This window comes from Paenibacillus macerans (assembly GCF_900454495.1).
In the GTDB taxonomy this organism is placed as follows: domain Bacteria; phylum Bacillota; class Bacilli; order Paenibacillales; family Paenibacillaceae; genus Fontibacillus; species Fontibacillus macerans.
Window position 1 is genome coordinate 3,782,331 of the sequence record NZ_UGSI01000001.1, and the last position, 23,462, is coordinate 3,805,792.

Sequence of the window (23,462 nt, forward strand, 5' to 3'; positions counted from 1 at the left end):
GCTTAATGAGCCCATACTCTTGTTGTCGTTTTTACTTCTTGATGCGGACTTTTAAGCGCCGCGTCCATCATCAGAGAAATATAAGTATCCTGCAGCGCTTCTTTTAATGAATAAAATTCGGTTCCAGTGGCCAAGTATGCGCCCATCCGCTCCAAGCAGGTAGACACGGCGATTTCATCATCGTTCAATCGAGCGTTCGCAAACGGATTCCTATAAACGAACTCTTCACCCAACATGATTCCGTAGTGAGCCCATTCCTGGTTATTGTATTTGCCTAAGTCGATACGGTTTAATTCCTGCGTTACCGGCACGTTGCTAGGCGTAAGATATCGTACGGTCAAGTCATCGATTTCGCCTCTTACGCCTTGCACGGTCAGTTGGCGGGTACGGATAAACGAGTGGTACTGGGCCGGATCGGAAAAATCGAAAAACGCGACCTTCCCATTTTCGAATTCCAAAGTTAAACGGTCCCTTGTACAGGAAAAAATCTTCCCGTCAAAGTCCATGCCTTCACGCCCGTAGGTTTCCGTCACTCGGAAGGAAAACCTTTTCCCGCGGATTATACAATTTTCATAACCTGCGTTCAAAAACTTTCTGATGATGCTGACGCCGTGATACCCATGCAAGGACGAGAGATTCATATTGCTGACTTCTCCGAGTTTGCCGTCTTGAATCACCTTTAGCCAAGCGGCATACAGCGGCTGTACAAAGTATTGCTCGGCAATCTGAACCTTGGCGTTGTATTTGTTGGACTGTTCCCACAGCTCCTCCAAAGCTTCTATCGTTTCTCCCGGAGGTGTCTCGCACAATACGGGGATTCCTCTTTTAAATAAGTCGATTAAATAATCGGTAACAAAACCTCTCTTGACGGATAACACCACATAATCGGGCTGGCTTTTGAGCAGCCCGTCCAACGATTGGACGACGTTTACTCCGAATTTTCGGGCAAACTCCTCCCCTTTTTCCCGATTTCGTATGACCACCCCGGTTAATTCGAATTTCTCGGGAATGGCCTTTGCAATACGAATGTAAAATTCGGCTCTCCACCCCGAACCTATAAGCCCAAATCTTATTTTGCTCATCCTCATTCTCCCTTTGATGTTTTATCCTTTAATCCCCCCGGAGGTTAAGCCGGCAATGATTTTCTGCTGAAATATTAAAACCAACGCAATGAGCGGAACCGTTACGACAATCGACGCCGCCGCCATGTCGCCCCATGGGAGTTCATAATTGCTGGGAAACAGCGCAATTCCAACCGGCACCGTTCTCATGCTGTCGTCCGTCATAAAAGTCAAACTGTAAATATACTCATTCCAAGCATTGATAAAAACCAATAGAGCAACCGAAAAGGTAGCGGGTTTAATGAGCGGCAGCATAATCCTGAAAAAAGTTTGCAGTCTGGAACAACCGTCAATGGTTGCCGCTTCCTCGAAGCCCTTCGGCAGTTGACTGAAGAAATTCGTTAATAACCAGATCGCCATGGGCAAGGCGAATGTAGTATAAGGGATAACTAGCCCGGCATACGTATTTAGCAGGTTCATATTTTTCAAAATTAAAAATAAAGGGCTGACTGTGGAAATCGTCGGAAACATGGAAATCGTCAGGATGGACAGCAGGATGACTTTTTTCCCTTTAAAGCGCAGTCTCGCCAAGGCATAGGATGCCGATGCGCCGATTAAAATGCTTACAACCGTAGTCATCGTCGCTACAATCACACTGTTGAATAAATACCTGGCAAACGGATGTTTCTGAAACACATTGAAATAATATTCTACGTTAATTTTGCTGGGCACCCATTTGGCAGGGATCGCCGATATTTCCGCAAGCGGTTTGATCGAGGTTAAAAATTGCCAGATATAGGGCAACAAAATAAAGCCTAAAAAGATCAAAACCATGACATATAATAAGCTCGACTTTAATGTCCGTGATATTTTCAAATCCATTGAAGCTTCCCTCCTTTCCGAAAATATTAGGCCAGATTTTTACCAATTAATTTCATATAAATTAGACTAATGGCAAATACGACCAAGAAGATCAGAATCGACAGCGCTGAACCATAGCCGAAATTCAGGAACTTCATCAGGTGGGCGTAAGCATATAAAGATACGCTTTCCGAACCGTTCGCCCCGCCGGTCATTACGGAAACCAAATCGAATACCCTGAACGCGTCGATCGTTCTGAACAGAAGAGCGACAAGCACGGTGCTCTTGACCATCGGCAAAGTAATTTTTACGAACGCCTGAAAAGCATTGGCGCCGTCGATTTTCGCCGACTCATACAAATCGCCGGGAATCATTTGCAGCCCCGCCCAGATGAGCAGCGCCATAAACGGAGCCGTCTTCCAGACATCCGCAATAACCAGCGCCATAAATGTACCGCTTTCCGTGCTTAACCAGGCTTTATAGCCGTCGATCATCCCAAGTCTGTACAGCACATCATTAAACAAACCGTACTGGTCATTATATATAAATTTCCACATCAGGGCCGATACGGTGGTCGGAATCGCCCATGGGATCAGAATCGCCGCTCTAACCATTCCTCTGCCTTTAAACGTTTTGTTCATAATCATCGCCGCAGCAAAACCGACGATTAATTCTAAAAAAACAGTCGTAAGCGTGAATTTAAAAGTAAAAAATATGGAAGCCCCCGCTCGTTCGTCCCGAAAGATATCGGAATAATTTTTCAAACCGACAAATGGATATCCCGAGCCCGGATCCGTTAACACCATTTCATGCAGACTTAACCAAAATGTCCTTAAAATCGGATAAACCGCAATGACCGATAAAATGATTAGCGCAGGGAACATCATCAGCCAGGCATCTCTAGTTTCCTTTCTTTGCTGTAAACTCTTCATTCCCTCATTAACTCCTTCTGGCGGCATGGACTGCAGCGAAGCGGGTATTTAAGTTGAACTAAATAATTATTCAACTTTATATACCCTGCCTACAGTCCATGTCCGTCTATTTCTTTATTTGCTTAATGCTTCGAGGTCGGTTTGGATGGTGTCCAAAGCCGTTTTAATATCGATATGTTCCGACAGCGCCGCATGGATATTACGTTGAATCGAATCGGAAACTCTAGAATAATGAGGAGACATCGGTCTTGCTTTCCCATTCATAATAATGTCATAGAAATCCGCGTAGAATGGATTCGCTTTCAAAACTTCGGGATCTTGATAAACCTCTTTTAACACCGGCGGTTGGGCCGCGATCAGATTCATTTTCTTCTGTACGCTTTCGCTGGACAAATATTTGATAAAGTCGACGGCAGCCGCTTTATGCTCGTCATCGATGGAATTATTGATCACCAAATTCAGACCGCCTAAAGTGGAATGCGACTCGGTTCCTTTAGGGCCAACCGGCAGAGCGGCAACGCCCACTTTATCCTTTACCTTGGAACCTTCTTTGTTGGCTTGGCTCCAGAACCCGGACCAATCCCGGATAAAAAGCGCTTTGCCGTCCAAGAATACCTGCTCGCTTTCCGGCTCCGTATAAGTCGTTACCCCCTCGGGAGCATAGCTTTTGACCATATCAAGCATGATTTGCGTCGCTTCGATATTATTTTCCGAATTGACAACCGGTTTGCCTGATGCATCCAGGATCTCTCCACCGTTGTTGGCTACATATTCAACCCAGTTGCATACCAACGCTTCGGACAGAGCAGCTTGAAAAACCCCTGTGTATTGAACATCGTTCATGCCTTGCACTTTACTTTGCAGATCCATCCAGCCTTGATACGTAGCAGGAGGTTCTACACCCAATTGATCAAGCACGTCTTTACGGTAAAAGAGAGCGCTTGCATTTGTAAACCACGGAAAAGCGACAAGTTGACCGTTGTATGTTGCCGTTTCAATGGTACCCGGCAAATATTTATCCTGCGTCGCTTGATCAAAATACGGGGTTAGATCGGTTAACCAACCGGCCGCCGCAAACTCCGCCACATAAACGACATCCAAAGCCATAACGTCCACGCTTTTATCGCCGGAGGCCAGTTTATTCACAAAATCATCGTGAACCACATTGGCATCCTGCGGCAAAATTTTCGTTTTGACAACGTATTGATCCTGACTTGCGTTATATTCATCGACAAGCGTTTGCGCCGGCTGCCCGATTCCTTGGTCAAACGAAAAGGTGATGGTCACCGGGTCCTTTGCTCCGTTTGATGCCGGCTCCGTTTTGGCCGAATTCGCGCCGCATCCTGCCAACGAAAAAACAAGAGAACCCGCAATTAAAGGCAACCACAATTTTTTCCCTTTTAACAGTGTCATGAAAGTACCCCCATCAAAGTATAGATTGCAAACTTCCGACAAAAAAATAGGAAACGCTTTCTTTAACGGCTAAAAAAAATGTATTCCCCCTTTTGATTTCGTTTCAGGAAAACCTTTTCCTAATACTAAAAAAAATGGCACTCATTTTTACCGCTAATCCCCCCTTATTTCCCCAGAAGCAAGGTTTTCCGAATCAATTTCAGGAAAACCTTTTCCTGATGTGGGTATATTATACCTCGAATTTTTGGTAAAAATCAATAGAAATTTTGTGCCTTTCAAAGAGATATTTTGCGCACACTAATTCTTCTTATGATTTTGTGCGGAATAAATTGAGTTTTCGGTATGGCCTGCTGCTTCTGATGAATCAGCTTGAACAGAGTTTTGACCGCTTTCAGCCCTTCATCGAAGTAAGAGATTCGAACCGTTGTCAATTCGGGGCTGAAATATTTACCGAACTCCAAATCATCGAACCCCATAATGGAAATATCGGCAGGTACCGAAACCTTCGCATTTTTCAAAAACCGGATAGCCCCAATCGCCATAACATCGTTGCATACCATGACGGCGGTTGGCAGAATGCTGTTTTCCTCATATATTTTTTTCATACAATCATACCCGGATTCGAAGGAAAAGTTCCCATGCTCGATATAAGAATCCGGAACTTCAATGTTGTGTTCCTTCAGCGCCAGCTCATACCCTGTTAAACGTTTTTGCCCGGATGAATAATCGTTTTCCGGACCGCCTATAAAAGCTATTTTTGTATGCCCGTTTTCAATAAGAAAAGAGACCGCATCATACGTAGCCTTGATATTGTCATGAGTGACCGTGTGAATCACTTCTTCTCCTTCCGAAGCCTCCTGGGTAACCAGGACGATGGGGTACTCTTTCCTTTTCATTTCTTCCACCAAGGTGGAATTCACGTCGACTCCCGCAAACAAAACCCCATCAACCTTTTTATTGGCCAATATCCCTAATAATTCGATTTCCTTCTCCTGTTGTCCCCCCGATTCGCAGACCATTAAAGTATAACCCTTCTGTTGGCAGAAGCTGTTAATCCCCCTGGTCAAGGCACCGAATACCGGATTTGAAATGTCCGGAACGATGATCCCGATAATGTTGGTTTGATTCATGATTAAACCTCTTGCCAAGGAATTCGGCTTAAAGTTTCTTTTTTGAATTACATCATTTACTCTTTTTTTCAGCTCCGGACTAACCGCTTTGGAATTATTGATCACTCTGGAAACGGTTGCGACCGAAACCTGGGCCTCTTTGGCAATATCTTGAATCGTAACAGACATGACACCACTCCTTGAAACCAACTATTAATCATTTTGACAACATTTTAGCATTAAATCAACTCGAAACCTTGGTACAACCGGTACATCGGCAGCTCCTCGCTCATCGTTACGGCCAGGGCATAAGCCTCTTCCGCGCTCTTTCCATGTTGGATCATTTCATAGAAAAATCTCAGCACGAACATCAGCGCATCATTGCCGTCCGGATAATCGTCCGGGCCGATATAGATGCGGCAGCCGCGGCCGAGAAACGCCCGGGCCAGTTCCTTGTCGCCGAGCGTGCATCCGTTGCCGATGACGATCTTCCCGTCCAGCTTGGCATAGCGCAAAATCTCGGCCGGACCAAAGTCCCCCTGCGGCTCCCCTTCCTCGTAAACGTCCTCGCCCAATTCCGGCATGATGAATTTTCCTTCATCGCCGTGAAAACAGAGGACGATCATATCCGTCCCGGCGTACAGGTCCTCCCCCGACAGGACGGCGATTAAATCGTTGGGCCGGCCGATCCAATACGTAAACACCCTCGCGCCAAAAAGCTCCAGCGCGGCGCGCACCGCCTGTGTTTCCATATCGCAATCCGGTCCGCACACTAATGCGATGTTCATTACAGGTTTAGACATCCCTATCCTTGCTCCTTCCGTTAACGATTATGATTTCGTCTTTCTCCGCTTCAGCTTTCTTTTTCTTTCCCTTAAATAATGGGCCAGCCCTTTAAAGAAATGCCCGTTAACGATCAGCAAAATCCCGTCCAGCATCGGCATATTAACGACGCCGCCGGTCATTCTGGCGATTCCTCTAAACGGCATATGATAAACCGACATCATGATCAGATTCGCCGTGCTGCGTTTGCCTATTTTTCTCAGGAACCAGTAAGCAAACACAATGGCATGATAGGCCAGCCTGGCGAAGGCGCCCTGCGCATACTGGCATTGCTCAATCGTATCGTTGTACCCCAGCGGTTTCGACCGGTCCCAGGTGGAAACCGGCACCTTTCTCCCGATCAGGTTTTCGAATTCCGCGGTGCCGACATCGGTGATCCGGCCCGAATAATAGGACGGAAGCTTCGCTTTATCATAAGGCGCCGGCGCTGCCGTTCCCGCCACAAATAGGGTATCCGTCAACCGAATGTCCGCGCTCGATGCGCCAACCATGATGGTATAGTCCGCTTCTTCGATTTCCCACCCGTTTGTTTTTACGTTAAAATAGCGGAACGTCTTGTCGTCAAACGGAATATACACCGTCTTGGATTCGCCGGCATTGATAAACACTTTGACAAACCCCTTTAATTCCTTGCGGGGCCTGAAAATTTCCCCGGAGCTGCAGCCGATGTACAGCTGGGCGACTTCCATCCCGGCAACGGCGCCGGTATTGGTCAGCTTGAACGTCACCCCCGCCTTATCGACCTGCAGGTCGGAATACTCGAACGTGGTGTAGCTCAGTCCGTATCCGAAAGGAAAAAGCACGTCGACGTCCGCCGTATCGTAATAGCGGTAACCGATATAGACGGCCTCCCTGTACTCGGCGGTCGTTTCATTGCCGGGAAAATACCGGGAGGACGGGGTGTCCTCATAGCGAAGCGGGTACGTTTCCGCCAGCTTGCCCGATGGATTGACGTCTCCCGACAGCACCCGCAGGATCGCCCTGGCTCCGGCCTGCCCGCCCAAATATCCGTGCAGCAGCCCTTTCACCTTGCCGATCCACGGCATTTCCACCGCGGAACCGCAGGACAGAATCGCCACGATATTCGGGTTCACTTGGTGCAAAGCGTCCAGCAGTTCGATCTGATTCTCCGGAATTCCCATGCTCTGCCGGTCCAGGCCGTCGGCCTCCGTCACTTCATCCAGACCGATATACAGCAGAACCACATCCGCTTGCGCCGCGAGGGCGCAGGCCTTTTCGATTTTTTTCCGGTCCTTCTTGCCGTAGCGCTCAAAACCGGGTTCATAGCCGATGCTGACGATGCCCGACTGTTCGAAACAATCGAGGGTGTGGTCCAAAATGGTCGGATTGACGATGGAGGAACCCGCTCCTTGAAACCGGGCGTTTTCCGCAAAATCGCCGATCACCGCCACTTTTTTGCCGAATTTGAGCGGTAGAATATTCCCCTCGTTTTTCAGCAGTACGATCGACTCTTCCGCGACCTTCTGGGACATCCGGTGGTGATACTCCACATTAAACTCCAAATGCGGCCGCCGAAAAGCCTCTCCGCTGGTAAAAATCAGCTCAAGCAGCCGGTTCACGTTTTCGTCCAATACTTCTTCCGGGATCTTTCCGCTGCGAATGGCCTGGACAATCTCCCGATCGGTTTCGCCCGCGGTTGTCGGCATTTCCAGTTCATTTCCGGCCAAAAGTCCGGCCACACGGTCGTTGCTCCCGCCCCAATCCGTGATCACAACCCCTTTGTACCCCCACTCGCCGCGCAAAATATCCTGCATAATATGTAAGTTCTCGTTCGTGTAGGTACCGTTCAATTTATTGTAAGAAGACATGATTGCCTTCGTTTTGCCTTCCTTCACCGCAATTTCAAAGGCGGTCAAATAGATTTCCCGCAGCGTTCTTTCATCGACGATGGCATCGATCGACATCCGCCGCTTCTCCTGATTGTTGACGGCAAAATGCTTGACGCAAGCGGAAATGCCCTGCGACTGAATGCCCCGAATGTAAGCCGCCGCCATTTTACCGGCCAAATAAGGATCTTCGCTGAAATATTCAAAATTCCGGCCGCACAGGGGATTCCGCTTCATGTTGACGCCGGGCCCGAGCAGAACGCTGACTTTTTGCGCGATCGCTTCTTCCCCGAGATACTCCCCTACGGTTTCTCCCAGCTCCACGTTCCAGCTGTTGGCCACCGTCGCCGCCGTGGGATAACAAGTGGCCGGCACGCCTTCATTAAGGCCCAGCTTGTCCGCCGCTACCGCCTGTTTCCGGATACCGTGTGGTCCATCGGCAAGAAATATACTTTGAATGCCAAGGCGCTCGATGTCCTGGGTCTGCCAAAAATCCTTCCCCGACATTAAAGACGCTTTCTCTTCCAATGTCATTTGTGCAATGATCTCTTTATATTTCATCTTTGGTTCCTCTTCTGTATGATAGGCGGTATATTCAAAGATATTCTACTATAGATTCTCCCTACTTTCTAATATAGGAAAAGAAGCAGGACACCCTACAGGCCCCTGCTCCCCACGTTAGTTAAACCCGACCAATCGTTGCGAAATCTTGTACGCCCCCACGGAAATGCGGCGGCCGGCCCGTCCGGGCAAATTGATCAATCTTCCCATCAGGCCGTATTTCAGATCCTGGTACAGCTTGATATCTTTATTTTTAATATAGTCCCATAGTTCATCTTTCTTCTTAAGATGTTCATCCGTTCCCGAGCGGATCAACAAAATCACTGATACGACCGTGACGATCTCCAAATGCCTGAACATATAGCGGCGCAGGTTCGGATTTTCGATCATATCCAGCCGTACTTGGTCGATCATCAGTTTATTGACTTTAATCTGCTGATCGATTCTGCGGATCATAACGCTCTCCTGGACCGATTGGCCTTCCCTGCCGATAAAATACCGGTAAAAATCGACGTTGACATAATAAAGCGTTTTGACATGCGCCAGCGGCGTATACACAAATAAATTGTCGACATAAAAGGTGTGTTGCGGAAGCTCCAGCCGGCAATCCCGGAGAAGCTGCGTCCTGTACATGACGGAATGCATTAACATGTATTGGCCTTTGCGAAAACACTGGATATCATCCCACGTAAAAATCCGGCCTTCCGGAAGCACATCGTCGTATTTCATGATTTTTCTGTACTTCTTGCCTTCTTTTTCATAGACGAAATTGCTGACCAGCATGTCCACATGTTTATCTTCCCCGGTTAGAGCGCTGAGGGTCTCCAAGATTTTCAGATACGCCCGGACATCCACCCAGTCATCGCTGTCGACGACTTTAAAATATAAGCCCGCCGCATGACGAATCCCGGCGTTGACCGCTTCCCCGTGGCCGCCGTTTTCCTGGTGGATCGCTTTGACGATCCCGGGATAACGGCTTGCATACTCGTCGGCAATTTGCCCGGTCCGGTCCGCGGAACCGTCGTTGACGATCAGCAGCTCCACCCGCTCTCCCCCAGGCAACAGCGATTCGATGCAGTACCTCATGTAGTCTTGCGAATTGTAGCAAGGGATAACTACGGATAATAATTTCATGACTCAACTCACACTACCTTTAATCGCACTTTAACTATTCCTGCTTCTCGGGTTCCTGCTTGAAAATGACTTTGAAAATCGGGAAGAACACCCAGAACGAAATAGCGCTGTTGATAATCATCGTAATCACGTCGGCCGTCGTCTCGCCGGCGGCGCCCCATCCCCACGTATTGATGAACAGGTTGTAGATCGGCGCTTTGTAGAAGCCTTGAGCCGCCGCGGCGCCGAGCGTGATCACGATATAAGCGACGACGTACCAGAACGCGGCCTGCCAAATGTTGCTGTTCGATTTGAACGTAATGCTTCTTTGCGCAAAAAAATTGAGAATCTGGGCGATCGCAATCGTAATTTGCACGGCGAGAAAATAGGCCAGGCCGCCTCCGCCGCCCGCGGCCAGCGGACCCGCCGCATAATCGAATACATAGTAAAGGCTGCCGTCAAAGTTATGCCCAAACTGCAAAATTTGAAAATTGCTGTTTACTAGAGACGTGCGGGCGAACAGACTCTTAAATAAGGGCATTAAAAACAACTGCAGGACGGTAATGCCATTGCTCAATATAAAGAATAACAGAAACTGCGCAATATGGGGATGTTTTTCTTTGTATCGGGCCCAAAGGCCCAGCGGCCCGGCCGCTGTTTTTCTACCGCTCATATTTCTTCTCCTTTTGTGGCTTGGGCTGGTATGACGACCTTCGGCTTGGCGGCCTTCAGCATCTTGCTTCTCTCTTTCAGAAAATGCTTAAGCCCCTTGAAGAAATGACCGTTGACCATCATCAGAAGACCGTCCAGCATCGGCATGTTCACGAGCCCGCCGGTCATTCTGGCAATGCCGCGAAACGGCATATGATAGACCGACATCATGATCAGGTTGGCCGTGCTTCTTTTGCCCGTTTTCCACAAAAACCAATGGGCAAAAGACATCAGGCGAAAGGCCAATCTGGCAACAAAGCCTTTGGCGTACTGGCATTGGGCAATCGTATCGTTGTAACCGAGCGGCTGCGTGCGGTCCCAGGCGGCAGCCGGGACTTTCCGCCCAAGCAGGCGTTCGAATTCCTCCTGGCCGACTTGGTTCGCTTGGCCCGAATAATAGGAAGGAAGCTTCGCCTGCTCGTAAGGAAGCGGCGCTCCCGTTCCTTCTACGTGAAGGCTTGCGGTCAGCCGGATATCCGCACTGGAAGCCCCGATCATAATCTCGTATTCCCCGCCTTCAATTTCCCAACCGTTTGTTGTTACATTAAAATAACGGAACGTCTTGTCGTCAAACGGGATCGTGACCGTTTCCGTCTCGCCCGGATTGACCAATACCTTGGCAAATCCCTTCAGTTCTTTATTGGGCCGGAAAACATCCCCCGATTTGCAGCCGACATAGAGCTGGGCGATTTCCTTCCCCGGCATGCTTCCCGTGTTCGTGATTTTAAAAGTGACCCCATCCCGGTCCGCCTGCACATCGGAATAGGCAAAAGCCGTATAGCTAAGGCCATATCCAAACGGGAAAAGCACCTCCACCTTCGCCGTATCATAGTAACGATAGCCGATATAGGGGCCTTCCCGGTATTCTACGCTGACTTCCTTGCCGGGAAAATGATAGTAGGACGGCGTATCCTCATAACGGAGCGGATACGTTTCCGCCAATTTTCCGGAAGGATTGACCTTCCCGGTCAGTACTCCAAGGATCGCTTTGGCTCCCGCCTGACCGCTCAAATAGCCGTGCACCAGGCCTTTTACCTTGCCGATCCACGGCATTTCCACCGCGGAGCCGCAGGATAGCACCGCCACGATGTTCGGATTTGCCTCATACAAAGCATTCAATAATTCGACCTGGTTCTCGGGAAGCTTCATATTTTGCCGGTCCAGGCCTTCGGCTTCGGTCACCTCGTCCAGACCGATATATAACAGCACGACATCCGCTTGCTTGGCAAGGTCGCACGCTTTGGCGATTTTCCCCCGGCTTCTTTTTCCGTACCGCTCAAATCCGGGTTCATACCCGACGCTCGTCAAGCCCGCTTCCGCCAAACCGTCCAAAGTGTGGTCAAGCACGGTCGGGTTGACGATCGAAGAGCCGGCGCCCTGATAACGCGCTTCCTTGGCGAACTCGCCGATGATCGCTACTTTCACGCCATGATGAATCGGCAATATACTGCCTTCATTTTTCAGCAGCACGATGGATTCTTCGGCGGCTTCCTGGGCCGCGCGGTGATGCCGATCCACGTCAAACTGTGGTTTATCCGCTGTCTTGAACGCTTCCTCCGTGGAAAAAATCAGTTCAAGCAGCCGGTCCACGCATTCGTCCAATACTTCTTCCTTGATCTCTCCGGTTTGTACGGCCCGGACAATTTCCGCATTGGTTTCCCCGGCCGTCGTCGGCATTTCCAGCTCGTTTCCGGCGATCAGGCCGGCCACGCGGTCATTGCTGCCGCCCCAATCCGTGACGACAACCCCTTCAAAATTCCATTCCTTGCGCAGGATTTCGCGCAGCAAATGAATGTTCTCATTCGTATACTCGCCGTTCAGCATGTTATAGGAAGACATTACCGTCTTGGTCCCGCCTTCCTTCACGGCGATTTCAAACGCGGTCAAATAAATTTCCCGCAGCGTCCGCTCATCGACGATCGTATCGATCGACATCCGTCTTTCTTCTTGATTGTTGGCGGCAAAATGCTTCACGCAGGCGGAAATGCCCTGCGACTGAATGCCCCGGATATAAGCCGCCGCCAGTTTCCCGGCCAGATACGGGTCTTCGCTGAAATATTCGAAGTTTCTTCCGCACAGCGGATTTCGCTTCATATTTACGCCCGGCCCCAGCAGTACATGCACTCTTTGGCTGACCGCCTCTTTGCCGAGATATTCGCCGAGCTTCTCTCCAAGTTCGGTATTCCAGCTGTTGGCCACGGTCGCGGCCGTCGGATAACAGGTGGCCGGAAGGCTCGGGTTCAAGCCCAGATGGTCCGCAGCCTCCGCTTGTTTGCGAATGCCGTGCGGTCCGTCCGCCAGAAAAATGCTCGGGATTCCCAGGCGCGGGATATCCTGCGTCTGCCAGAAATCTTTCCCCGACATTAAAGAAGCTTTCTCCTCCAATGTCATCTGCTTTATCAAGTGTTTGTGTTTCATCTCCGAATACCCCATTTTAGCCTTTGGGCGGTAGCCGACTTAATCAGCTACCGCCTAAGGCCTATCTATATATTTTGGTTTTGCGTTTCAACCGCTTCGATTTTGCGGGCCTTCCGGTGCGCCGCTTTATAGAACCCGAGGGTCAGCAGGGCCAGAAGGATGATGTTTCCGAGACCGAGCAGCAGCAGCCAGTACGGATACGGCGCGGCGTTGATTTCCAGAGCTTTGCTGTTCGCCACGGTATAAAGGATGTTGTGGCTCGCTTTGCGCATCGCCTGTTTGCCGGTGTTCGTGTCCGTGCTCAGTTTCGTCGGCTTATCGCCGAGCGTCGTCAGCATCAGGTCGCCCCCCGCACGGATCGCCCGGTCCACATCCATATGCGGGAACATGTCCCAGTCGGTGATGACCATGCCTCTAAAGCCCCATTCATCGCGCAGCACGGTGGTCAACAGGCCGTAATGTTCGCCCGCCCATGTCGTGCCGATCCGGTTAAAGGCGGACATGACGGCCGTTGCTTTCCCTTGCTTGACGGAAATTTCAAACGGCTTCAAGTAGATTTCGCGAACCGCCTGCTCATTGGTCCATACGGCCACGCCGTCGCGGTTCGTTTCCTGATCGTTCAGGGCATAGTGTTTGATGTAAGCATACACGCCTTTGGATGCGGCTCCCTGCACCACATAAGACCCCATCTTGCCCGAAAGGAACGCATCTTCCGAATAATATTCGAAGTTTCTGCCCGAGAACGGCGTGCGGTGAATGTTCATGGCCGGCGCGTACATCCCGGTCACGCTGTAAACGAGCGCTTCGTTAGCGAGAGCTTCGCCCATTTTTTGGGCGAGATCCACATTCCATGTCGACGCCAGCACCACTTCGCTCATAAACTGCACGCCGTTAATACCGGTGAGCAGCGCATTGATCCCGGCCGGGCCGTCCAGATCGGTCGTGCCGGGCTTGTTGATCGACGCGACCGGCTGGGTGGCGTAGCCGCCGAATCCGATCAGTTGCGCCATTTCCTCGACGGACAGCTGCTCCAGCAGCTCGTTCCATTTCGGATCGTTATAGTCCAGCCCGGCCATATCTTCCAGTTCCAGACCGTGTTTGGCAAAAACGATATCCTGATCGTCCGGGTTGTCGGTCACCTGCTTGTTTTCCAAAGCCTGGACCAGCTCCTGCGAAGCTTCCTTTTCCGGAGTCCGCTGCGCCGGCAAGGTGCCTTCCCAATCGGCTCTGGACACATAGGTCAAGCCGCCGAGCGCATCATCAAACACATTTGTTGCCGTGACTTGATCCGAAGGACGTTTGTTGTCTCCGCCATAAACGATCGTGTCCTTCACTTCATACGTTCTGGAGTCGATCGTCTCATGGGCGTTTTTCATCAGCTTGATTCCGTAAGTTCCCGCTTCCAGCACATACGCTTTTTCATTTTTGTAGTCGTAAGACGCCATATCTTCCACCGGAATCTCCAACGTCACCGTCTCGGAAGCGCCCGGCTCGAGGATTTCCGTTTTATCGAACGCGCCCAGCACGACATGGGATTTTTCAATGCCGCCCTCATAATAAGGCGGAGTGTAGTACAGCTGCACGACATCCTTACCGGCCGTATCGCCGGTATTCGTCACTTTGACCTCGACGGTAATCTTATCGTTTGTGGTTTGATAGTCCGTAATCTCTTGCGTGAAGCTCGTATAGCTTAAGCCGTAACCAAACGGGTATTGGACCGTTTTGCGGTACGCCGCCTCGTCCACTTGGCCTGTCGCGTTGTCGACGTACCGGGTTTCATAATAACGGTAGCCGACGTAAATGCCTTCGGCGTAATTGACGAACGCATGGTATTTTTCGCTCTCTTTGCCGAATTTGTCTACGGATTTATGTTTGGTATTCAAGTACCTGAAGTCGCCCGCATTGTAAAAAGCCGGGGATGTCGTTACATCGTAAGCGTAGGTGTCGACCAGACGGCCCGACGGATTCACCTTGCCGGCCAAAATGCTGCCGACGCTGTTGTTGCCGGTCGATCCGGGACCGCCGATCAGAATCGCGGCGTCGATCCCCTTGTTTTCCAGGAACCCGAGTTCCATCGCGTTGCTGGAGTTGATCACCACGATCACCTTCGCGAAATCGCGCGAAGTGACCATGTCGATCATCTTTTCTTCGGCTTCCGACAGCTCGAGGTAATGGCGGTCTTTGGAACCGCCGTATTCGGCCGTTTCGAACGGCAGGTCGCCGCCTTCGCCGCCCGATCTGGAGAGCACGATGACCGCCACATCGGAAAATTGCTCCGCATTTTTCAGCAGTTCCTCGCTGAAATCGCCGGTAGCCGGTTCGCTGAGCGTATAGTCGCCGCCGTCCAGGTTAAACGTGTCCGTTTTCTTTTTTGCGGGGGCGTGGGCTTTATAGAACTCGGTGAGTTCGCTGTTGACCTTAAACCCGGCCTTCTCCAGGCCCTGTTGAATCGTGACGTTCGCGCTTTCATCGCCCGAACCGGAGCCGCTGCCGCCGTAAATCATTTTTACGGAAGCCTGGCCAAAAATATTTACATTCTTCTCATTGGCGTTGTTCATATCCAGAGGCAGGGCATGCTCTTTATTTTCGAGCAGCACGATCCCCTCGTCTTCGATTTGCTCCGTAACCGCTTTGGAATCCGCAGAAGCCTTCGCCAGCGCCTCCTCATCGATTTTCGCTTTGGTCAGGTATTGGTTAACGACAACCTGATACTTGTATACGGCCACGTCGAGGCCAATCACGATGACCAGCCCTAAACTAAGCAGCGCCATCAGCATTCTTCTTAATCCTTTTCGCTCCGTGGGGTTCCGTCTCGCCCACATGAAACCGCTAACCAATACAACAACGGAAACAATAACGGCCGCAACGAGCAGAATTTGGATCGTTTTTGCAACCGATGCCATTGAAACGGTTACAACCGCACCGACGGCCAGCGCCAAAAACAATGCCGCCCATGCCGTAAAAGTTTTCTTGCCTTTGCCTGACTTGCTCACTTCTTCGCCTCCTATGTAAATAAACCAAGTTGCCACAATCACAAAAATTTTGTATGTGCTTTCATGATTGCAAGTTGATGGGTACCCTTAGCTAAGGGTACTCCATCGCGGCCAAAATAACTATCAACCAATCGTTAGGGGGAAGCAACTTTTAGTTTATAACGAAAAAAGCCGTTTCGACGGGTCGTTATTTCCGTCAAAACGACTTGCATTTATCCGCTACATAGCTTTGAAACAAGGCGATTGCTTTCGATTGGATCCCTCTTTTGCGGAATACGAGATAAATATCCTGGGGGATCTTTTCCATCAGCCGGATCCGTTTCAGGTTGTCATTGTTAAGGGAGTCCTCCACAAAATCGATCGAAACGGCCACGGCCCCATTTCGCTCGCACAGCCGATGAGCCGATATAATATTGCCGAACTCATGGATCACATTGGGGGTAAAGCCCTGTTCCAGGCATTTCTCGACAAATCCGTTTTCCTTGCCGCTGCCCGCAGCTTTAACGACCAGAGCTTCGTTCGCCAGCTCTTTGACGGAAATTTCATCTTTGCCGGCCAGGGGGTGGCTTTTCGCAACGACAACGACGACTTCACCGCGGACCAGCATCTCGAATTCGCAATCGTCCATCTCTTCGATTCCGATCACCAGCCCGACATCCGCTTCCTCCTGAAAAATCTTCGTCAAGGGATATTCGTCGGGGAATTCTTTAAGCTTGATTTGAATTTCGGGATAATGCGCCGAAAACCGATACAAAAAATCCACCGGCAAAACCGATGAGATCGAGTAGGTTATCACCACGTTTAAAGTCCCTTTTCTCCCGTTCATGATCCGAATCTCTTTTTTGATGTCTTCGATCAGGTAATGGATATGCTTGGCCCGGGCATGCAGCAGCTCGCCGGCTTTGGTCGCTTCCATCCCCCGCGGGCCCCGGTAAAACAATTCGGTCTCCAGCTCCATCTCCAACTGCCTGATGGTTTTGCTGATGCCTTGCGGAGTTATGTACAAGTCCTTGGCTGCGGCCGTAACGCTTTTTTTCTCGTAAACTTTGATAAAATATTCCAATGCTTCGGTATTCATTCCGGCTAAAACCCCCTACATCCCCGTCCCGGACACTCATTAGCCAATAGTATAGCATAATTTTGCCGGAGCGCTGTAGTTGCCGGCGCGGGATTATGCTAAGATGTGATGGGAGTAAAACATTACAAGGAGTTTCCACATGTATGATTACTTAATCGTCGGCGCGGGTTTGTTCGGAGCCGTCTTTGCTTATGAGGCCACAAAAAGAGGCAAGAAGTGCCTGGTTATCGATAAAAGAAACCACATCGGCGGAAACGTGTATACGGAAGAGGTCGAAGGCATTCAAGTGCACAAATACGGCGCTCATATTTTTCACACCAACAGTAAAGCAATATGGGACTACGTGAACCGGTTTGCCGAATTCAACCGCTATACCAATTCGCCTATCGCCAACTACAAAGGGGAAATCTACAATCTCCCGTTTAATATGAATACGTTCAACAAATTATGGGGTGTTGCCACCCCGGATGAAGCTAAACGGAAAATCGACGAACAAAGGAAAGCCGCCGGCATTACGGAACCGGGCAACCTGGAGGAGCAAGCCATCTCTCTGGTCGGAACCGATATCTACGAAAAACTGGTCAAAGGCTACACGGAAAAACAGTGGGGAAGATCCGCCAAAGAGCTGCCTTCCTTCATCATCAAGCGCCTGCCCGTCCGTTTTACTTATGACAACAATTACTTTAACGACACGTATCAAGGCATCCCGATCGGCGGTTACCAGGCTATAATCCAAAAGATGCTAGAAGACGCAGACGTCAAGTTAAATGCCGATTTCTTTCATGACCGGGGAGCGTACGAAAAACTGGCCAAAAAGATCGTTTATACCGGCATGATCGACCAATATTTCGAATACGCCTACGGCGTTCTGGAATACCGGAGTTTGCGGTTCGAGACGGCCGTATTGAGCGACACCGCCAATTATCAAGGCAATGCCGTGGTCAATTATACGGATAGAGAAACACCGTATACGCGAATCATCGAGCATAAGCACTTTGAGTTCGGAACGCAGGACAAGACGGTCATTACCCGCGAATATCCCACAGAGTGGAAGCCGGGAGACGAGCCTTATTACCCGATCAACGACGATAAAAACAATGAAATCTACAGGAAATACAAGGCATTGGCCGACGCGGAGGCAAACGTGATCTTCGGCGGCCGCTTGGCCACCTATAAATACTATGACATGCACCAGGTCATCGGCGCCGCCTTGGCTGCGGTTGATAAGGAGTTTGGAGACTAAACGACCTTCTCTGTTTCTTGGATGGTCGTTTAGTACCTTGTTTTGCCGTTGGCAATGCATGAAAATGTGAGAAATGAGTATTATCGTTAGGGGTGCTGATCTCAACTTGACCTATTTTATTCGGGAGGTTTGACATGAGCGAAACAACGATTGTTAGCTTACTCATCGTATTCGGGTTGATCACGGGTTCGTTAACTTTAATTGCCGCCCTAAAGACACTCCGTGCCAACCAGAAAACCCAGCGGGAGCGTCAGGATATCTTGGACAACGGAATCCGGGCAAAAGCGCTCATCCATTCCGTCCAGCAGACTTCATCCAGTATAAATGATCGTCCGGGCATCCAGCTCGATTTGACCGTTACGCAGGAGGACGGCCAGACCTTCCGGGCCACGGTGAAAACCTTTATATCCGTCGTTCACATTCCCCGTTACCAAGAGGGGGCCGTCATTGATGTAAAATACAAATTGGTTGGGAATGAACGTAAGGTCGAAGTGGAGGAGGCCTATATTCCATCCGCATAAGTGTCGAATCAATCTAAGATCCCCCTTTTGAGACTCAAAACTTCCCCGCTTCATCCATGCTTAAAAATCGCTGGCGCTGCTCCGGCGTCGGCAACATGCATTCGCTGCGTTTGCCGAACCAGCGGTATCGATTGCGGGCAAATAGACGGTAAGCCCAATCCCTGAGCGGTTTGGGGACAGCGAGGAACAGGGCCGCTCCTCTCCAGATCCCGTCCAGCTTTCTAGCGATTCGAAGTACCGCGGTGGACTCGGTGAACACCCGGTCATTTTCAATCAAAATGATCGAGTCAAGACTGGGTGCTTCCGCCCGCCCTGCGAGCAGCGACTTCGCCGCATCCGACTGCAGCGAAGCAAACCGGAAGTAACCAGCCCGATCTCTCCGAATGATGAACTGCACCGATCCGTTGCAAAAATTACATACGCCGTCAAAAAGAACGACGGCATGGTTATCCGACTCTCTCACAGCGGGAGCCCCCTTTCAACCCGTTACACTATCTATTGTAATATAAGATGGTTAACTTTCAGCAAGGTATTCATTTAAATTTGAATTACGGCTGAGGTGGCTGTCTATAGCGTTCGTGTCTTGGTGTCTTGGTGCTTAGTGCCTTGGTGTATCTGCATGCTGCCTTGCACGATTATCCCTTTCGTTCAGAGGGGCAGAGGGGGGGGTAGTGAACGGGATAAAGAAAAAAGAGAGCAGAAAAAGAAAGGGTGAAAAAATAAGGCGGTTTAGGTGAGATTTTCGGCTTGAATAGAGAACGTGTGTTTGGTATAATGAAATAAATGGAACCTATGTTCGTGTATTCTTGATTCGGGAGGTAAACGGATATGGAAGCCAATACGGGAACGGAACTTCAGCCATTCAGCAGCCGTTATAACAGCGAGCAGGACTGCATGGAGGCGCTAATCGCGATGAAGTGGCCAAACGGCTTCGTCTGCCCGCGCTGCACTTACACCCGGTGCAGCCGCCTGACTTCCCGGCATATTCCCTTGTTCGAGTGCGGAAAGTGCAAGCATCAAACATCGCCTTTGGTCGGCACGATTTTTGAAGGAACGCATCTCCCCCTGGTGAAGTGGTTCCAGGCCCTGGAGTTGTTCCTGCTTGAGGGCGGCATCTCGGCGCTGCGGCTGAGCAAGGTGATCCGGGTCGCCTACAAGACCGCCTGGTCGGTGCTGCACAAAATACGCCATGCCGTGGGGGAGTTCGATGCCCGGGAGCTGCTCTCCGGAGACGTGAAGGTGAACAGCGATCAGTATGGGCGTAATCCGTCCCGGTGTCAGCTTTCGCATCCGTATGCCTCGGCGGTCGTAGCCGGCTGCACGGTCACAGAGTCGGGCGAGCCGGAACAAGTCAAAATCCGCCTGGTGCCGCATAAGCGGGGAGGCGAAAAAAGGGCAGGCAGACCGTCACGATCTAACCGCGTTTATTGGCGGGCATGTGGATGTCCATACATCGGCGGTACAGTTGTTTCCTCAGGCCTTTCGGCTGTATGCGCCCTTGCGGAAAGTGGTGAGAGAGGCGTGGGAATCGCTGAAGAGTACGTATGGAGCCTTGGGACTGAAGCATCTGCAAGCGTATCTGAACGAGTACACCGTACGCCGCCGGCTGCGCCTGCAAAGAGGACGGCCCGGAGCGGAAGAAACGATGCGGCAGCAGTTGCTGCAAATGTGTGTGGCGATTCCGGCGATTCCTTACCGCCGGCTGATCGCGCGCCAACCGAACCAGCCCCTTGCGGCTGCGGCCTGATAGAAGTGCTTGAACGGTACAAACGTTTCTGCAAACAGACTCAGGCTGCAGCAAGATCACGGTCTTTTCATTTTTTCTTGTGTCTTGCCCGATTCCTCCCGTCTCAGGCTTGCTTCCCTTCTCATAAACCTGTCTATGATCTTAAACAGGTTTAATGATCTCGAACAGGTCTGCTTCTCCCATATCCACTTCTTCCAAATATATCTTCTTCTCCTGAATGTATCTTCTTCTCCTGAATGTATCTTCTTCTCTGCTTCCTGATCAAACGGGATAATCGTGCAAAGCACCGGCAAGTGGATGTTAATCCTGTCGACCAACCCATCAGCCTTCCCTGACATCAGCTTCCCTGTCCACAAGCTTTCAACGCCCTTCCGGCATTTCTTGCCAATTCTCTTTGAAAAAGCCTGACACATTTTTTGTGCCAGGCTCATTAATCAAAGGCCACTGCCTCCGTTATTTATCGTACGCGCATCGTGATACAGCGAATTGATTTTCTCCACGGAATTTTTATTCGTCAGGTATTCGGACCAGGTCATAAAGTAGACAAACCGGGGTTGCCGTTCCTTTAAGACCTTAGGGTCGGGCAGCTCTCCGTTTTCGCCGATGGCGATCGGTCTTCCGCCGCTGAGTTCCACCAGTTTTTCGTAATAGGCGTCTTTGTAGTCGTTATTGTAGATGTCCATGGCCAGCACGTCCACATAATCGTGTCCGGGGTAATAAGGAGCCGAGTCATAAGCCCATTCGCTTTCCGCGTTTGGACTCCATACCCAGATCAAGTTATCCAAATGATGAACATTGGTGAACCTGTCGTACATATTGACCCATAATTGCTTGAAAAGCTCCGGACGTCCGCCCCACCAGAAAAATTCTGCGTTCATTTCATGGTAAGGCCGCCATAACACGGGAACTCCCGCATCCTTAAGCTGGGTCAGGTAACCGGCTACTTCGTCCACTTGGGCTGCCCATTGATTATACAGGTCCGTACCGGGGGGAACGATCTCTTCCATCTGCTCCTCCGTTACCTTCGCTTTTACGCTTTCCCATCCGGCAGTTTTAGGATCAAAAGGACGAATTTGGTGATAAGTCAAGGTGATCATGGCGCCGCTTTGGGCTTTGGCGATGGCGGTATTAATCATCTTTTGTCTTAAGCCCGCAAAGTCGCCGCCTGTGTAATAGGCAAAATCAGAGCCCCATAAGGCAGGATACACGCCGGTTATTTCGGCTGCTTTATTGTACCAGTTGGAGGGGTCCTCATAGTAATTGTGCTGTCCTGTAAAAATACCGTTCCCGGTGGTGTCATACAATCGCTCCAGCAGAGATAGCGCCTCGGCGGAGGCATCCGGGTTGGAGGCCCTCACAGGGCTTGTGGCTGCCCGCAAAACCGCTCCCTCCGAAACCAGGTCTCCTTCGCTGACCGCTTTTATTTCAATGTCATAAGCCGTTTCCGGAGATAAGCCTTCCAGTTTATAGGAATAAGACGTCTGCCCCTGGACAGCGGGAACCGTTACCGTCCGCCATTCCTCATTTCCCCCCTCTTCCTTATAGGATACCGTATAAGCCTTGACTCCATAAGGTCCTTCCGACGCCTCCCACTCCAGGTCCGCCGATACCCAGTCCGTTCCGTTTACTTTGGCATTGGCCGGGACGCTGGGTTTGAGGTTTGCAGGAAGCTCAGGCAGGGCCCCTACAAAAACATCATCCATAAACATGTCTACGCCCGTCGTATTCCACATGGCCAGCCTCATCAGCTTGTCGCCGCTTCCGGAATGAATTCGCTCTTCGGTCTTGGTCCATTCCGTGCTGACCGGGGCAGTTATCGGCACCTTGGTTTCCGTTGGCCCGAATAAGCTGAAATCTAGCCCGAAGCTTGTGACCGGCTCGCCGGCAAACCGGGTCCAAAAGCTGACCAAATAGGTGGTATCGGGCGTTACGTTTATTTTCTTGGTGCCGCCGCCGGTCAGATTTTTGATCTTCAGGGCGTATTGTCCGCTGTGCGGATGGTCCGTGGTGGTCTCAAGGTTTTTCCATACCTCCCAAGGGGACACGGAACCGGTCTCAAGCCCCGGGTTTTCCACCAGGTTGGGGCCCGGTGTGGCTTCCAGCCCAATAACGGCGTCCGAGATGTTGCCCGCCTCGTCTACGGCAGTCAGCTTGAGGGCATATACCTGATAGGCTTCCAGATTTTCGAGGCTATAGGTGTACTTGGTTTGTCCCTCCACATGGGGGACGCTCACGTTCTGCCAGCCGGAATCCTCCGTTTTCTTGTAGGAAAGCTGGTATGCCTCCACGCCGGAATCATCCGCTGAACCCGTCCAGGTCAGCTTAAGACCGTCCTCTATAAGCTCGGTCTCCCATTTGCCGGGTGCGGTTGGCGGTTCTTCGTCCGCATATTCCCGAATCACCGCATCGTCAATAAAATAATCGACCGCCGTGTTATTCCAAAAAGATACCCGGGCATACTGCACGCCTGCAGCGGGGGTAAATAAAATTTGTTGATACTCCCAGTCCGTCGATCCGGAGAATTTCAGGCTTTCTTTTCCCTGCTGGGAACCGAAATACTCCATCGAAATCGTATGGCCGGTCGCGCCGGTGCCGGCAAATTTAACCCATACGCCGATCCGGTATGTTTTTCCGCCGTCGCAACCACCGGGTTGCCCCACTTCTCCCAAGCGGCATCCCCGGCTTCAAATCCGGGATTCGTCAGCAGATTCTCCCCTGCCGCCAAAACCTTGCCCGGCGCGGCAGCGATGGCGATTACCGTTGTTGCCAGAATGACCGCCAAAAACGCAGCCGCCATCCGTAAAAAAGTTGCTTTAGACCTTGCGCGTACCCTACTCGCCATGGTTGTTTTCCTCCTCTTATGGAAAAAGATATCTTTTCTTAAGGCAAGTAGGTATTTCGCCAAAATGCGTCACTTTCCTTCAGATTCCAATCAATCGTAGTTATATTAGGCGTATTATAATTGGACTATCCAATAGAATGGATTTTTCCAATGAAAGTTGAAGGGCCGA

The 23,462-nt window shown here is 50.5% G+C and carries 18 protein-coding genes; 3 read left to right on the forward strand and 15 right to left on the reverse strand.

All coding sequences use genetic code 11. The features are described 5' to 3' along the window. Window positions 1-2: 2 nt before the first annotated feature. The 12 genes from DYE26_RS16945 to DYE26_RS17000 form a co-directional block, all read right to left on the reverse strand. Window positions 3-1,082 (reverse strand): Gfo/Idh/MocA family protein, encoded by a 1,080-nt coding sequence (locus DYE26_RS16945; protein ID WP_036625673.1) that lies wholly within the window; start codon window positions 1,080-1,082, stop codon window positions 3-5. 21 nt (window positions 1,083-1,103) lie between these two features. Continuing rightward, on the reverse strand, window positions 1,104-1,943 hold the full coding sequence (locus DYE26_RS16950; RefSeq protein ID WP_063836329.1) for a carbohydrate ABC transporter permease: 840 nt from the start codon (window positions 1,941-1,943) through the stop codon (window positions 1,104-1,106). Between the two features lie 26 nt (window positions 1,944-1,969). Beyond that, window positions 1,970-2,854, reverse strand: coding sequence for a carbohydrate ABC transporter permease (locus DYE26_RS16955; protein WP_036625674.1), 885 nt, complete (start codon window positions 2,852-2,854; stop codon window positions 1,970-1,972). A gap of 114 nt (window positions 2,855-2,968) precedes the next feature. After that, window positions 2,969-4,267, reverse strand: a complete 1,299-nt coding sequence (locus tag DYE26_RS16960) for an ABC transporter substrate-binding protein (RefSeq protein WP_051985680.1) — start codon at window positions 4,265-4,267, stop codon at window positions 2,969-2,971. 275 nt (window positions 4,268-4,542) lie between these two features. Beyond that, window positions 4,543-5,565: a LacI family DNA-binding transcriptional regulator gene (locus tag DYE26_RS16965; protein WP_036625676.1), complete on the reverse strand. Its 1,023-nt coding sequence runs from the start codon at window positions 5,563-5,565 to the stop codon at window positions 4,543-4,545. A 50-nt stretch (window positions 5,566-5,615) separates the two neighbouring features. Further along, on the reverse strand, window positions 5,616-6,179 hold the full coding sequence (locus tag DYE26_RS16970) for a hypothetical protein (protein WP_036625677.1): 564 nt from the start codon (window positions 6,177-6,179) through the stop codon (window positions 5,616-5,618). 27 nt (window positions 6,180-6,206) lie between these two features. Next, entirely contained in the window at window positions 6,207-8,627 is a 2,421-nt protein-coding gene (locus tag DYE26_RS16975; protein WP_036625678.1) for a beta-glucosidase family protein, read from the reverse strand. Between the two features lie 117 nt (window positions 8,628-8,744). Continuing rightward, complete coding sequence (locus tag DYE26_RS16980; RefSeq protein WP_036625679.1) at window positions 8,745-9,761, reverse strand: glycosyltransferase family 2 protein; 1,017 nt, start codon at window positions 9,759-9,761, stop codon at window positions 8,745-8,747. 34 nt (window positions 9,762-9,795) lie between these two features. After that, the gene (locus tag DYE26_RS16985; protein ID WP_036625681.1) at window positions 9,796-10,413 is read right to left on the reverse strand and encodes a hypothetical protein; all 618 of its coding nucleotides are present in this window, start codon (window positions 10,411-10,413) and stop codon (window positions 9,796-9,798) included. Next, on the reverse strand, window positions 10,410-12,869 hold the full coding sequence (locus tag DYE26_RS16990) for a beta-glucosidase family protein (protein WP_036625683.1): 2,460 nt from the start codon (window positions 12,867-12,869) through the stop codon (window positions 10,410-10,412). Before DYE26_RS16990 ends, DYE26_RS16985 begins: the two co-directional genes overlap by 4 nt. A gap of 65 nt (window positions 12,870-12,934) precedes the next feature. Beyond that, the gene (locus DYE26_RS16995) at window positions 12,935-15,862 is read right to left on the reverse strand and encodes a beta-glucosidase (RefSeq protein ID WP_240534183.1); all 2,928 of its coding nucleotides are present in this window, start codon (window positions 15,860-15,862) and stop codon (window positions 12,935-12,937) included. A gap of 196 nt (window positions 15,863-16,058) precedes the next feature. Beyond that, window positions 16,059-16,940 carry a LysR family transcriptional regulator gene (locus tag DYE26_RS17000; RefSeq protein ID WP_036625685.1) on the reverse strand — a complete coding sequence of 294 codons (882 nt, stop codon included), beginning with the start codon at window positions 16,938-16,940 and terminating at the stop codon, window positions 16,059-16,061. A 139-nt stretch (window positions 16,941-17,079) separates the two neighbouring features. Here DYE26_RS17000 and glf point away from each other — a divergent pair, with 139 nt between their 5' ends. After that, a complete protein-coding gene (glf, locus tag DYE26_RS17005; RefSeq protein ID WP_036625686.1) occupies window positions 17,080-18,183 on the forward strand; it encodes a UDP-galactopyranose mutase in 1,104 nt (367 codons plus the stop codon). A 134-nt stretch (window positions 18,184-18,317) separates the two neighbouring features. Then, window positions 18,318-18,704: a hypothetical protein gene (locus DYE26_RS17010; protein WP_036625688.1), complete on the forward strand. Its 387-nt coding sequence runs from the start codon at window positions 18,318-18,320 to the stop codon at window positions 18,702-18,704. Between the two features lie 34 nt (window positions 18,705-18,738). Here the strand turns inward: DYE26_RS17010 and DYE26_RS17015 are convergent, their stop codons facing one another. After that, window positions 18,739-19,167: a thiol-disulfide oxidoreductase DCC family protein gene (locus tag DYE26_RS17015; protein WP_036625691.1), complete on the reverse strand. Its 429-nt coding sequence runs from the start codon at window positions 19,165-19,167 to the stop codon at window positions 18,739-18,741. Between the two features lie 365 nt (window positions 19,168-19,532). On the opposite strand from DYE26_RS17015, the gene DYE26_RS17020 reads away from it, so the two are divergent. After that, window positions 19,533-20,606, forward strand: a complete 1,074-nt coding sequence (locus DYE26_RS17020; protein WP_244927438.1) for a transposase — start codon at window positions 19,533-19,535, stop codon at window positions 20,604-20,606. Window positions 20,607-20,885: 279 nt separating this feature from the next. On the opposite strand, the gene DYE26_RS17030 is transcribed toward DYE26_RS17020, so the two are convergent. Both DYE26_RS17030 and DYE26_RS34245 read right to left on the reverse strand, forming a co-directional pair. After that, window positions 20,886-23,015 (reverse strand): glycosyl hydrolase, encoded by a 2,130-nt coding sequence (locus DYE26_RS17030; protein ID WP_240534246.1) that lies wholly within the window; start codon window positions 23,013-23,015, stop codon window positions 20,886-20,888. Continuing rightward, the gene (locus tag DYE26_RS34245; RefSeq protein WP_155620026.1) at window positions 22,976-23,293 is read right to left on the reverse strand and encodes a hypothetical protein; all 318 of its coding nucleotides are present in this window, start codon (window positions 23,291-23,293) and stop codon (window positions 22,976-22,978) included. The genes DYE26_RS17030 and DYE26_RS34245 overlap by 40 nt, the downstream gene beginning before the upstream one ends. Window positions 23,294-23,462: the final 169 nt, after the last annotated feature.